This window comes from Paraburkholderia sp. RL17-337-BIB-A, from assembly GCF_046025895.1.
Lineage (GTDB): Bacteria > Pseudomonadota > Gammaproteobacteria > Burkholderiales > Burkholderiaceae > Paraburkholderia > Paraburkholderia fungorum_C.
Genome location: NZ_JARESY010000004.1, coordinates 79,591 through 92,117 on the forward strand (window position 1 = coordinate 79,591; position 12,527 = coordinate 92,117).

The window sequence follows — 12,527 nt, forward strand, 5'->3', positions numbered from 1 at the left end:
TCCTCCAGAAAAATCACCAGGCTTTGCGCTGGTCGATTTCGTCAAGTGCAATCGAACGCAGCATGCTCGAACGGGATTTCGCGCCGGCCATCAGGAACGCGAGGTCGGAGCCCGACAGGATGAAGCGCGCCCCCTTTTGCACATAGGCGGTCATCAGCGCTTCGTCGTACACGCCGCCTACGCCGGGCACCTTGCCGTGCCGCGCGCACGCAGCGCACACCATGTCGATCGCCGCGCCGATACGCGGATGGCCAAGCTGTCCCGTGATGCCGAGGTCCGCGGCGAGATCGGTCGTGCCGACGAGCAGCACGTCGATGCCGGGCACCGCCGCGATCGCCTCAACGTTTTCAAGCCCCTCGTGCGTTTCGATCATCACCACAACCAGCACTTCATCGTTGATCGCGTGCACGACATCGGCGATCGGCAACGCTTCGAAGCCGACCTGCGGCAGCAAGCCGGGAATGGAGCGGCCTCCCGCGGGCGGGAAGCGGCACATGTTCGCGACGTGCGCAGCCTGGCCGGCAGTGCTCACGTGCGGCACGACGATGCCCATCGCGCCCGTGTCGAGCAGGCGCGTCGCGTGAAATGGCTCGTGGCTCGGCACCCGGATAATCGGCGTGACACCGCCGACCAGCGCACCCGCGCAGATCTGCGCGGCGGTGTCGATGTCCATCGAGTTATGTTCCATGTCGATGAACAGCCAGTCGTAACCGCTCGCCTTTGCGATCTGCGCGATATCGACGGTGCGGGCCTGGCGCAGGCCCATGCCGAGCGCGAGTTCGCCGGCGGCGAGTTGCGCCTTCGCGTGATTCTTGATGCTTTTCATGTGGGTTTCCGTTCGGATCGTATGGGGAGGCCAGCGTGCGGGGGCTCTTACGCAGCGCCGTTCGCGGATTCCAGCGAGGCGTCCTGTGCCGGTTCCAGGTTGATGAATTTGGTATCGAGGTAATCGCGGATCGCGTGCGGGCCGCCTTCGCGTCCGAAGCCGCTGTCCTTGCTGCCGCCGAACGGGCTTTCGGCGGTCGACGCAACGAATGTGTTGACGCCGATCACACCCGCCTGCAGGCGCTCGGTGGTTTCGAGCGTATTGCGCATGGAGCGCGTGAACACGTACGCGGCGAGCGCAAACGGCAGACGGTTCGCTTCGCCGATCACTTCGTCCATCGTCGAGAACGGCGTCAGCGTGCCGACCGGGCCGAACGGCTCGTCATTCATCAGGCCGACGTGGGGAGCGGGATTGGCGACCAGCGTCGGCTCATAGAACCAGCCGCGACCGAATTGCGCGGGGCGGCGGCCGCCGCACAGGATCTGCGCGCCGCTGCTCGCCGCTTCATCGACGAGCCGTTCAATCGCGGTACGCCGTTTTTCGGTGGTGAGCGGGCCGAGGTCGGTGTTCTGCTCGAGCGGGTCGCCGACGCGCAGCGCTTTGGACCGTTCGACGAGCGCCGCGACCGTCTGGTTGAAGATCGACTCGTGCACGTAGAAGCGCGTCGGCGATGCGCACACCTGGCCGGCATTGCGGAACTTGCCGAGCGACGCGAGCTGCGCGAAAGCGGCGACATCCGCGTCGCGGTGCACGATCACGGGTGCGTGGCCGCCCAGTTCCATCGTGACCTTCTTCAACGTTTGCGCCGACATCTCGACGATCTGCCGGCCGACCGGCACCGAGCCGGTGAAGCTGATCTTCGCGACGCGCGAGTCCGCCATGATCACCGGCGTGATCACATCCGGCTTGCCGATCACGAGGTTGACCGCGCCTTCGGGAAAGCCGGCATCGGTAAAGCAGCGCACCAGCGCCATCGTCGCGCCGGCGGCCTCGTTCGACGGCCTGATAACGATCGCGTTGCCCGCGGCAAGCGCCGGCCCCATCTTGCGCGCCAGCAGCAGCAGCGGGAAATTCCACGGCGTGAACGCCGCAACCACGCCGAGCGGCTCGTAGTGCACCAGGTAACGGCCGCCCTTCACGCGCCCTTCGTACGACATGCCGAATACGCGCCGTGCTTCGTCGGCGAACCAGTCGATCGATTCCGCGGCTGCATTCGCTTCACCGGTCGCCTGCGCGATCGGCTTGCCGGTTTCGAGCGCGACGATGCGGCCAATCTGCGCCGCACGCTCACGGATCAGCGCGCCCGCACGGCGCAACAGCGCCGAGCGCTCCCACGGCGTGAACTTGCGCATTGCAGCAGAGCCGACGACGGCCGCTTCGATAGCCTCCACGACCTGTTGCTTCGTGGCGAGCGGGGTGTGTCCGAGTTCGGCCTCGGTGGCCGGATTGACCGAAATCTGCCCATTTTCCGCCGACGCGGCGTACCAGCGGCCGCCGATCAACATGCCGTGGTCGCGGTAGTGGTTCTGCAATTCCATGCTGCCTCCTGAAGGGTTTATAGAGCGGCTTCTCTGGACGCGCCTACTGCCGAGGGTGCCGACGCGGCCTTCCTTGTTGTCCGCACGCTTTTTCTTATAACAACACCTTGACACAAAAGTGTCAACACTTTTAAAGTGAGTGTCAGCGAATTGATGATGATCGCATGCAAATGACCGACTCGGAGTCAGGCCATCCATAAGAACGCAGCGGCGCCGCCGACTGCGTCCCCTACGTAGCGCTTCCTTACATGGAGAGAGACACATGAGTGCATATGACCGACGCAGCTTCCTGCGCACGCTCGGCGCGGCATCGGCCGCAGTGGCCGGCAGCAGCGTGCTGGCCCCCGTCGCGCGGGCGCAGACCGCTCAGTACAAGCTGAAATACGCGCACAACCTCGCGGTCGCGCATCCGCTGAACATCCGCGCGAAACAGGCGGCCGACGCCATCAGGAAGGACACCAACGGCCGCGTCGAACTGCAGATCTTCCCGAACGGCCAGATGGGCTCTGACACCGACATGCTGTCGCAGGTCCGCTCGGGCGCGATCGACTTCCAGACGCAAGGCGGCGTCGTGCTGTCGACGCTCGTGCCGGTGTCGGCGATCAATGGCATCGGCTTCGCGTTCAACGACTACAACCAGGTCTGGGCGGCGATGGACGGCGACCTCGGCGCGCATATCCGCCAGGCAATCTCGAAGGTCGGCCTCGTCGCGATGGACAAGCCGTGGGACAACGGCTTTCGCCATATCACGAGCTCGATAAAGCCGGTGCAGACGCCGGCGGACCTGAAGGGCCTAAAGATCCGCGTGCCGGTCAGTCCACTGTGGACCTCGATGTTCAAGGCGTTCGATTCGGCACCCACCAGCGTGAACTTCAGCGAAGCGTATTCGGCGCTGCAGACCAAGGTGGTAGATGCCGAGGAAAATCCGCTCGCGCTGATCGAGACCGGGCGTTTTTTTGAAGTGCAGAAATACTGCTCGCTGACGCGCCACATCTGGGACGGCTTCTGGTTCCTCGGCAACGCGCGCTCGTGGGGCAGCCTGCCGCCCGATCTGCAAACGATCGTCGCAAAACATCTGAACGCGGCGGCGGTGGCCGAACGCGCCGATATCGCCGCGATGAACGGACAGCTCGAAACCAGTCTCAAGTCGCACGGCATGGTGTTCAACCAGCCCGATACGCAGCCGTTTCGCGCCGTGCTGAAAAAGTCCGGCTTTTACGGGCAATGGCGCAAGGCGTATGGCGACGAGGCGTGGTCGCTGCTCGAGAAGTACACACAGAAGCTCGCATGAAGTCGAGCCGACAAAGCGTTTCAGGAGAACAAGCCATGACATCCCAAGTGCATCCCGAGCAGCCGTTCGCCGCCGATATGAGCGGCCCCGCGTCCGGCAGCCGCGCTTCCCCGTCGAAGGTCATGCGCCTTGGCGGCATGCTGGAAAGCGTCATCAAGTGGAGCACCGAAGTGCCGGCGGCGATTCTGCTGGTGGCCGAAGTGATCCTGCTGCTCAGCAACGTGTTTTGCCGCTACGTGCTCGAGAACCCGCTGGTCTGGGGCGACGAACTCGCGTCGATGCTGTTCATCTGGCTATCTATGCTCGGCGCCGTGATCGCGCTGCGGCGCGGCGAACACATGCGGTTGTCAATGTTTGTCGCACTGATGTCTCCGCCGGCGCGCCGCTTCGCGGAAACCTTCGGCAACGTCGTCGTAGTGACGTTCGTGCTGCTGCTGGTCGGCCCTGCAACCGACTGGGCGATGAACGAGTGGATCATCACGACACCCGCGCTCGGGCTGCCGAATGCGATCCCGGCAGCGGCGATTCCGGTCGGCTCCGTGCTGATGCTCGCGCTTGCCGTCACGCGGCTGCTCGGACGCGCGACGCTGCGCGACTGCGCTGCGTCGCTTGCGATCGTCGGTGGCCTCGCGGTAGTGCTGTATTTCGCGAGCAGCGCGCTCGCGCCGCTGACGGCCGCGAGCCTGATACTGTTTTTCGTAGTCGGGCTTGTCACGATCATCTGTCTTGGCGTGCCTATCATGGTCGCGTTCGGCGTCTGCACGCTCGCGTATCTCGCGACCGTCACCGGCGCCCCGCTCACCATCGTCGTCAGCACCATGAACCAGGGCATGTCGAGCCTGATCCTGCTCGCGGTACCGCTCTTCGTTCTGCTGGGCGCGCTGATGGAAGCGATGGGTCTCGCGGAAGCGATGATCCGTTTTCTCGCGTCGATGATCGGCCACAAGCGCGGCGGTCTCGCATACGTGCTGATCGGCGCGATGTATCTGGTGTCGGGGATCTCCGGATCGAAAGTGGCCGACATGGCCGCGCTCGCGCCGGGACTCTTCCCCGAGATGAAAAAGCGCGGCGCGAACGAAGGCGATCTGGTGGCGATGCTGAGCGCCGCCGCGGCGATGTCGGAGACGATCCCGCCGAGCCTCGTGCTGATTACGATCGGCTCGGTCACGGGTGTGTCGATTGCCGCGCTCTTCACCGGCGGCTTCATGCCGGCGGTGGTCGGCGCGGTTGCGCTTGCCGGCGTGATCTGGTTCAAAAGCCGCAAGGAGCGCCTGCTGGGCGTGCAGCGCGCGTCGCGTGCCGAGATCGGGCGCTCGCTGCTGATCGCGGTGCCGTCGCTCGCGCTGCCGTTCGTGATTCGCGCGGCGGTCGTCGAAGGTGTCGCGACCGCGACCGAAGTGGCGACGATCGGCGTCGCTTACACGTGCGTGGTCGGGCTGCTGCTGTACCGCCGCTTCGAGTGGAGCCGGCTGTACCCGATTCTGGTGGAGACCGCATCGCTGTCGGGCGCTATCCTGATCATCATCGGCTCAGCAACGGCAATGGGCTGGGCGCTTACGCAGTCCGGTTTTTCGGCGCAGCTCGCGTCGCTGATGGTGGCGTGGTCAGGCGGCAAACTCGGCTTTCTGGCGATTTCGGCAGTCACCTTTGTGATTCTCGGTAGCTTTCTCGAAGGGATTCCGGCTATTGTGCTGTTCGGACCTCTGCTCTTTCCGATTGCCCGCGCAATCGGAATTTCGGAGGTGCACTACGCGATGGTCGTGGTCTTCGCGATGGGGCTCGGACTCTTCGCGCCGCCGCTCGGGCTCGGCTTTTACGCAGCGTGCGCGGTCAGCAAGGTAGATCCGGGCGTGGCGATGCGGCGAGTCTGGCCTTACCTGGGCGCGCTTGCGGCCGCGCTGATCGTGATCGTCGCGGTGCCGTGGGTGTCGGTTGGCTTTCTCCGATGAATGCTATGCAAAAATAGAGGCAACAATGGCAATGAGGAAGGCGATTCACATGAAAACCGACACGACCGGCGTTGTAAACGGCAAGGCCAATGCGCGTGCCCCCGAGGTGATCGCTTCGAAACTCGACGAAATCCGCGACCAGGTGCGCGGCATGATCCAGCGTGGTGAATTGCGCCCCGGCGAGCGGGTCAACGAACAGGCGCTCGCGCAGCATATCGGCGTCGGCCGCAATTCCGCTCGTGAGGCGCTGCGCGCGCTCGAACAGGCTGGGCTTGTACGCATCGTGCCGAATCGCGGCGCCGAGGTGCGGCGGCTGTCGCTCGAGGAAGCGATGGATCTTTACGAAATCCGTGCCGGTCTGGCGCGCACGGCTGGCCGGCTTGCCGCGCTGCGCCTGACCGCCGAAGAGGAACGCTCGCTGTCCGCGCTGATCGACAGCATGGACGCAGCGGTCGCCGCGCGCGACACGCCCGAATATCAAGCGCTGAACACCGAGTTTCACAGCCAGTTGATGAAAGCGACGAAGAATCCGCGGCTCATCAAGATCAATCAGGCCGTCGAGGAAGAACTGACGCTGTATCTGCACAAAGGGGTCTACTCGTACACGCAGATGCAGCGCTCGGCGAAGGAGCACCACGATCTGTTCAATGCGCTACGCACGGGTCACGCGGAGGCCGCCGCGCAAGCGTTCGAAAATCACGTGCAGACCGGCAAGAAACGCATGCTCGATACCGTGTCTACGAGCGAGTCGGATCGTTGAGCAGACATATAACAAACTGGCGCACGCAAGGCGCCCCCCCGTCTCATCCCCACTGGAGTCGTAGTTGAGGACCATCGTCTTTCTTGATCGCGCGACGCTGTCCGTCGATCTGCCGGATTTTCCGTTTCCCCATCGTTGGATCGAATATCCTTGCACCACACCGGAACAGGTTGTGGAGCGCTGCCGCGACGCGCAGATCGTGGTGACCAACAAGGTGCCATTGCCGGGCGACGCGCTTGCGCAATTACCGCAACTGGAACTCATCGGCGTGCCGGCCGCCGGCGTCAATCATCTGGATCTCGAAACGTGCCGCAAGCGCGGCATTGGCGTGGTCGCATGCCCCGGCTATTCGACGATTTCCGTGCCCGAGCACGCGTTCGCGCTGATGCTCGCGCTGCGTCGCAATCTGGTGCCCTACTGGCGCGACGTTCATGCGGGCGGCTGGAGCGGCTCACCGACCTTCTATGCCGAATTGCACCCGCTCGAGGATCTGTACGGGTCCACGCTAGGCATCGTCGGTGCGGGTCACGGCGGCAAGCGCCTCGCCGAACTGGCCAGCGCTTTCGGCATGCGCGTGCTGTTCGCGGAGCGCAAGCGCGCGAGCGCGGTGCGCGACGGTTACATCGCATTCGACCAGGTGCTGCGCGAGGCCGATACGATCAGCCTGCATTGCCCGCTGACCGACGAAACGCGGCATCTGTTCGGTATCGCCGAGTTCGAGCGGATGAAGCGCAGCGCGTCGCTCGTGAATACCGCGCGCGGCGGAATCGTCGACGAAGCGGCGTTGATCGAGGCGCTCGACCGCAAGCTGATCGCGAATGCCGCGCTCGACGTGCTCGAACAGGAACCGCCCGCAGCCAATCATCCTCTGCTGTCCAACCCCCGCACCGATCTGATCGTGACGCCTCATGTCGCATGGCGGACTCAGGTCGCGATGACGCGGCTCGTCACGCAACTCGCGCAAGGAATCGAACAGCATTACGCGCAATGTTGAACGCGGCGCAGTTGAACTGCCGCCCGCGAAGAGGCCTGCGCCGCGCCTCTTTACATGCCGCTCCGCGCCGCAGGCGCGGAGTCGCTTCGTAATCAGGCCGGCGGCCGTCACACGTCGCAGTGCTAAATTTTCCTCAGCCGATGCAACAGGTGCGGCACGCCGTTCAACGCGTCAGAACTTGTGACGGATTGCAAACCGCACGGTTGCCTGCTGGTTGCTCGACGAAGGCGACAGTCCGTTGATCGCCGCGCGCGCTGCGCGTCCCGTCGAATCGACGCCCGACGCATGCTGCAACACGCCGAGCAGATACACGTCTGTGCGTTTTGACAGCACATAGTCGGCGCTCACCGCGCCTTGCTGATAAGTCGCACGGCTCGTCGTGCCGCCGTCGGTATAGGTGTAAGCGGCGGCGAGCGACAGCGCGGGCGTCACCTGGTACTGCAGGCCGAGTTCCGCGCTGTTGAACGTCGCCGTGCCGCTCAGGCCGGCCGGATTCAATACCGATACGACGCCGCTCAGGCTGTTGTAGCGGGTGTTCGCGTAGACGGCGTTCAGCATCGCCGCGCCGATCGTGTAGGTCGCACCGGCCGTCAGCACCGCTTCGCTTTGGGCCGACGCGTAGCCGTTGATCACCGGCGAGCTGCCCAGGTTGTTGCTAGCCGCCGTCGCGCCCACCGCGGTGCCGAAGAACGACGCGTTCGGATTGTGCGCGTTCAGATAAGCGACGCCGAGATTCAGCGGGCCGTGCGTATAACCGGCGCCGATCGAATAGATCTGATTCGCCCCAATGCTGCCCGGTACGCCGCCGAAGCTATACATGCCCTCGGCCGAAAAGCCAGCATAGTTCGCGGTCTGATACTTGACCGAGTTGTTCACGCGGTTCGTATTGTTCAGGTTGTCGAGGTCGCCCGGATGCGCGCCGAGATTGCCGGCGAACATCGCGCCCGAGGTGAGCGGATGGACGTAATCGATCATCGGATCGTACTGACGGCCGGCCGTAAGCGTGCCGTACGGCGTCGACACGCCGACGAACGCCTGGCGGCCGAACTCGAGCGAGCCCTGGCCCAGCTTGCCGCCGTTGACGTCGAACCCATTCTCCAGCACGAACAGCGCGCTGAAGCCTCCGCCCAGATCTTCGTTGCCGCGCAGGCCCCAACGGCTGCCGCTTAGCACGCCGCTCAACATCCCGTACTGCTGATGACCGTTGCCCGGGCTCGTCTGCACGTTGCTCGTGTAGTTGACCCCATCATCGATGATCCCGTATAGCGTGACGCTGCTTTGCGCGTAGGTGCTGCCCGCCGCCGTGGCAGCGGCCGTGGCCGCGAGCGCACAGAGCGTGCGCGTGAGCATCCGGCCAGCCGGCGCGTGCGCCGACGCTGCGTGCCCGGGAGGGTGTTTCGGTGATGCGTTCAGAAGCTGATTCACTGCTGAGTCTCCTTTCACTTGTTGTTGGACGGAGGTGGATGTTGCGCATGCCTGGAAACGGCGCGCGCAACAGGACAAGCGGCAAAGCGCGGCGCGCCCTGTCGCAGGAAAAGTTGGACCTTCGGGGTACTAAGTTCGATGTCTGAACGTTGGCACGGCCGTTCGTTGCGAGTTCATCTGCGTCTCCGTTCTTCTTGTTTTGACTGCCTGCATTGTCTTTTTTAATAACAACACCTTGACACCAATGTGTCAACACTTTTAAAGTCCGTGTAGACAATAAAACAAAACCCTTCGCCTTGCATCGTGCGGCTCTACATCGGCTCGCGGAACAATGCGCTCACTTCCAGAACGGAGACAAGATGAACCACCTTTCACGCCGCGCCTTCTTACAGAGGTCCGGTGCCGTGTCGATCGCCGTGGCAGGCGCCGGCGGCGCATTGCTCACACCGCGCTTGTCGGTTGCGCAGAGCGCGCAATACAAGCTGAAGTACGCGAACAACATGCCGCTTTCGCATCCGATGAACGTGCGCGCGAAAGAAGCCGCTGCTGCGATCAGCAAGGAAAGTAACGGCCGCATCGATTTGCAGATCTTCCCGAACAGCCAGATGGGAAGCGACACCGATATGCTCTCGCAGGTGCGTTCCGGCGCGATCGATTTCCTGACCGAAGGCGGCGACATCATGTCGTCGCTCGTGCCGGTCGCGGGGATCAACGGCGTCGGTTTTGCGTTCAACGATTACAACGAGGTATGGGCCGCGATGGACGGCGACCTCGGCAAATACATTCGCAACGCGATCTCCAAGGTCGGCCTCGTGGCGATGGACAAGACGTGGGATAACGGCTTCCGGCAGGTGACGAGTTCACTCAGGCCGATCAATGCGCCGGCCGACCTGAAGGGCCTGAAAATCCGCGTTCCGGTGAGCCCACTGTGGACGGCGCTGTTCAAGGCGCTCGGCGCGGCGCCGACCAGCGTCAACTTCAACGAAGCGTATTCGGCCATGCAGACGAAGGTGGTCGATGCTGAAGAAAACGCGCTGACGCTGATCGAAACCTCGCGCTTCTATGAAGTGCAGAAGTACTGCTCTTTGACCAACCACATCTGGAGCGGCTTCTGGTTCCTGGCGAACGAGCGCTCGTGGGACAAGCTGCCGCCGGATATGCAGGCGATCGTCGCAAAACATGTGAACGCCGCGGCGATGAACCAGCGCGCCGACGTCGCCGCGCTGGACGCGACGCTGCAAACCAAGCTGAAGTCGCAGGGGATGGTGTTCAACAAGCCGGATGTCGCGCCGTTCCGCGCCGTGCTGCAAAAGGCCGGGTTCTACCAGCAATACCGGAAGCAGTACGGCGACGAGGCGTGGTCGCTGCTCGAGAAGTACACGCATCCGCTCGCCTGACGGCGGGTCGCGCCAGCTCGACGACGCGCGGCCTAAGGCAGCACTACAGCAATCGCGGTATCGGCCGGAACCGTCGAAGCCAGGATCGGTCTGGCATCGGCTGCAGCGGTTCAACACGGCGCCTCGAGCACAGCTCGCGGCGCCGTTTGTTCGCTAACGATGACGCCAGAGCGGTGTACGCTTTTCGAAGAACGCCTGATTGCCTTCGGCCGCATCGCTCGACTGATACGCCAGCACGAACGCCTCGAGTTCGACTTCGAGATGACGCCGGAATGCACTGCGGAATTCATGATCGGCGAGACTCGTGATGGTTCGCACCGACTGCCCGGGCTTCGACGCGTACAGCGACGCAAGTTCGAGCGCGCGTTGATCGAGCGCGTCGTTATCGACGATTTCATCGACGATGCCGAGCGCCAGCGCCTGCTCGGCGTCGATCCGCTGGCCGCCGTATAGCATTTTCTTCGCTGCCACCGGGCCGATCAGACGCGTCAGCAGCGCGATGCCGCCGGTACCCGGCCACACGCCGCGGTCGATCTCCGGTAATGCGAACAGCGCGTTGCGTGCGGCCAGCCGGAACGTGCAACCGAGTGCGAGCTCGAGCCCGCCGCCCATGCAGAAGCCGCGAATCGACGCGATCACCGGAATGTCGAGTTCGACCAGCGCGCGCATCATCCGATGCGCGTTCTCGCCGTGCGCGCGCGCGACCGTTGCGTCGAAACGCAGCGGGAATTCACGCAGGTCGGCGCCCGCGGAGAACGCGCGTTCTCCGCTGCCAAAAATCACGCAGCGCAAGTCGCGCCGCTCCTGCGCGCCGGCAAAAAAAATGCCGAGCTCCCGGCGCACCGCCTGAGTCAGCACATTCAGCGGCGGGTTTGCAATCGTGACTCGCGCGACGGCCGGTGCGATCTCTTCGACCTCGATTGCAGCTGCCAGGGCCTCACGGGGTTGTATCGGGTCCATTTCTCCTCCAGGTGTCGACCCGACCCACATCTGATGTAGGTCGGACTACGTGTATTCACTATTGAATACTTTACATACACAATAATACAATGTGTCAACACTTTTAACAGCAGAGCCGGCGTGGAAGCGGCGTTGGCCGAAGCCGGCGACGGCACTTCGGGTTTGAGTTTTCCTCAAGCAGAAGCGAATAAAAACTCGTTAGGGATGCAATCGCGTCGCCCCTAGAATCAAAAATAGACAAACGCGGACGAATACCGCGGCGAGGAGATCTTCACCACCAGAACATAAGGGCACTGCCCGTAACCGGAGGAGACATGCAAGCCACGAAAGTGAAGGCGCACGCACGCCTGTCGCAAAGCAAAACTACACGCCGGACGCTGATCAGGAGTGCACTGGCGTTGCCGCTCTTCGGCATTCTGCCCAAAGGGGTGAGAGCCGCAGAATTCAACTACAAGTTCGCGACTGCGCTGCAAGGCGACCATCCGTTGAACGTGCGCGCGAGCGAGGCGTTTGGCCGCATCCGCGAAGCGACGCACGGCCAGGTCGAGATCAAACTGTTCCCCGCCAACGTACTCGGTTCCGACGCCGACACGCTGACGCAGACGCGCACCGGTGCAGTCGAATTCATGGTCCTCGGGCATGGCAACCTGGGCAACTATGTGCGATCGTCCGGCATCCTCAGCACCGGCTTCGCATTCAGCGACTACTCGCACGTATGGGCCGCCGTGGACGGCGCGCTCGGCGACTACATCCGCGACGGCATCAACAAGACCGGTACGATTGTCGCGGTCGCGCGCATGTGGGACAACGGCTTCCGCCAGGTCACGTCCTCGTCGCGGCCGATCAGACTGCCCGCCGATCTCGCCGGCTTCAAGCTGCGCGTGCCGCCGACACCGGCCTACACGATGCTGTTCAATGCATTCCACGCCGGCCCCACACCGATCAACTACTCGGATCTGTACACCTCGCTGCAAACACACATCGTGGATGGCGAAGAGAACCCGCTCGCGATCATCAACTCCGGCAAGCTGTACGAGGTTCAGAAATACTGCAGCTTCACCAATCACATCTGGGACGGCTTCTGGCTGCTCGGCAATCAGCGCGCGTGGATGAAGCTTCCGCCCGCGGTGCGTACGATCATCACCGATGAGTTCAATCGCTCGATCGGCGATCAGCGCAGCGAAATCGCGGCCAGCAGCGTGAGCTTGCGCAGCAGTCTGGGGGCGAAGGGCCTGCAATTCATCGACGTGGATCAGCAGGCGTTCCGCGCCGCGCTCAGCAAGACGTCGTTCTACAAGGACTGGCAGCGGCAGTTCGATCCGAAAGCATGGAGCCTGCTCGAACAGACCGTGGGCAAGCTCGCCTGAGCACGGCCCCGGCGCCGCCC

At 63.4% G+C, this 12,527-nt stretch carries 10 protein-coding genes; 6 read left to right on the top strand and 4 right to left on the bottom strand.

Annotated elements, in window-relative coordinates; all coding sequences use genetic code 11:
* Positions 1-13: 13 nt before the first annotated feature.
* Positions 14-826 carry an HpcH/HpaI aldolase family protein gene (locus P0D84_RS45430; protein ID WP_408350090.1) on the bottom strand — a complete coding sequence of 271 codons (813 nt, stop codon included), beginning with the start codon at positions 824-826 and terminating at the stop codon, positions 14-16.
* Positions 827-873: 47 nt separating this feature from the next.
* On the bottom strand, positions 874-2,364 hold the full coding sequence (locus tag P0D84_RS45435) for an NAD-dependent succinate-semialdehyde dehydrogenase (RefSeq protein WP_408350093.1): 1,491 nt from the start codon (positions 2,362-2,364) through the stop codon (positions 874-876).
* 262 nt (positions 2,365-2,626) lie between these two features.
* Here P0D84_RS45435 and P0D84_RS45440 point away from each other — a divergent pair, with 262 nt between their 5' ends.
* The 4 genes from P0D84_RS45440 (at position 2,627) to P0D84_RS45455 (ending at position 7,358) form a co-directional block, all read left to right on the top strand.
* Entirely contained in the window at positions 2,627-3,655 is a 1,029-nt protein-coding gene (locus tag P0D84_RS45440) for a TRAP transporter substrate-binding protein (RefSeq protein ID WP_408350096.1), read from the top strand.
* Positions 3,656-3,690: 35 nt separating this feature from the next.
* A complete protein-coding gene (locus tag P0D84_RS45445) occupies positions 3,691-5,604 on the top strand; it encodes a TRAP transporter large permease (RefSeq protein ID WP_408350099.1) in 1,914 nt (637 codons plus the stop codon).
* 49 nt (positions 5,605-5,653) lie between these two features.
* Positions 5,654-6,364 carry a GntR family transcriptional regulator gene (locus tag P0D84_RS45450; protein ID WP_408350102.1) on the top strand — a complete coding sequence of 237 codons (711 nt, stop codon included), beginning with the start codon at positions 5,654-5,656 and terminating at the stop codon, positions 6,362-6,364.
* Between the two features lie 64 nt (positions 6,365-6,428).
* Positions 6,429-7,358, top strand: coding sequence for a D-2-hydroxyacid dehydrogenase (locus P0D84_RS45455; RefSeq protein WP_408350105.1), 930 nt, complete (start codon positions 6,429-6,431; stop codon positions 7,356-7,358).
* A 171-nt stretch (positions 7,359-7,529) separates the two neighbouring features.
* Here the strand turns inward: P0D84_RS45455 and P0D84_RS45460 are convergent, their stop codons facing one another.
* The gene (locus P0D84_RS45460) at positions 7,530-8,708 is read right to left on the bottom strand and encodes a porin (RefSeq protein ID WP_408351895.1); all 1,179 of its coding nucleotides are present in this window, start codon (positions 8,706-8,708) and stop codon (positions 7,530-7,532) included.
* Positions 8,709-9,142: 434 nt separating this feature from the next.
* On the opposite strand from P0D84_RS45460, the gene P0D84_RS45465 reads away from it, so the two are divergent.
* Positions 9,143-10,180 carry a TRAP transporter substrate-binding protein gene (locus tag P0D84_RS45465; RefSeq protein WP_408350108.1) on the top strand — a complete coding sequence of 346 codons (1,038 nt, stop codon included), beginning with the start codon at positions 9,143-9,145 and terminating at the stop codon, positions 10,178-10,180.
* A 153-nt stretch (positions 10,181-10,333) separates the two neighbouring features.
* Here the strand turns inward: P0D84_RS45465 and P0D84_RS45470 are convergent, their stop codons facing one another.
* Complete coding sequence (locus P0D84_RS45470; protein ID WP_408350111.1) at positions 10,334-11,140, bottom strand: enoyl-CoA hydratase/isomerase family protein; 807 nt, start codon at positions 11,138-11,140, stop codon at positions 10,334-10,336.
* Between the two features lie 314 nt (positions 11,141-11,454).
* Here P0D84_RS45470 and P0D84_RS45475 point away from each other — a divergent pair, with 314 nt between their 5' ends.
* Positions 11,455-12,507, top strand: a complete 1,053-nt coding sequence (locus tag P0D84_RS45475; RefSeq protein WP_408350114.1) for a TRAP transporter substrate-binding protein — start codon at positions 11,455-11,457, stop codon at positions 12,505-12,507.
* Positions 12,508-12,527 lie beyond the last annotated feature (20 nt).

Excerpts from the sequence above, each read along its gene's own strand:
- P0D84_RS45430 (WP_408350090.1), bottom strand. The coding sequence starts at position 826 with ATGAAAAGCATCAAGAATCACGCGAAGGCGCAACTCGCCGCCGGCGAA.
- P0D84_RS45435 (WP_408350093.1), bottom strand. The coding sequence starts at position 2,364 with ATGGAATTGCAGAACCACTACCGCGACCACGGCATGTTGATCGGCGGC.
- P0D84_RS45440 (WP_408350096.1), top strand. The coding sequence starts at position 2,627 with ATGAGTGCATATGACCGACGCAGCTTCCTGCGCACGCTCGGCGCGGCA.
- P0D84_RS45445 (WP_408350099.1), top strand. The coding sequence starts at position 3,691 with ATGACATCCCAAGTGCATCCCGAGCAGCCGTTCGCCGCCGATATGAGC.
- P0D84_RS45450 (WP_408350102.1), top strand. The coding sequence starts at position 5,654 with ATGAAAACCGACACGACCGGCGTTGTAAACGGCAAGGCCAATGCGCGT.
- P0D84_RS45460 (WP_408351895.1), bottom strand. The coding sequence starts at position 8,708 with ATGCTCACGCGCACGCTCTGTGCGCTCGCGGCCACGGCCGCTGCCACG.
- P0D84_RS45465 (WP_408350108.1), top strand. The coding sequence starts at position 9,143 with ATGAACCACCTTTCACGCCGCGCCTTCTTACAGAGGTCCGGTGCCGTG.
- P0D84_RS45470 (WP_408350111.1), bottom strand. The coding sequence starts at position 11,140 with ATGGACCCGATACAACCCCGTGAGGCCCTGGCAGCTGCAATCGAGGTC.
- P0D84_RS45475 (WP_408350114.1), top strand. The coding sequence starts at position 11,455 with ATGCAAGCCACGAAAGTGAAGGCGCACGCACGCCTGTCGCAAAGCAAA.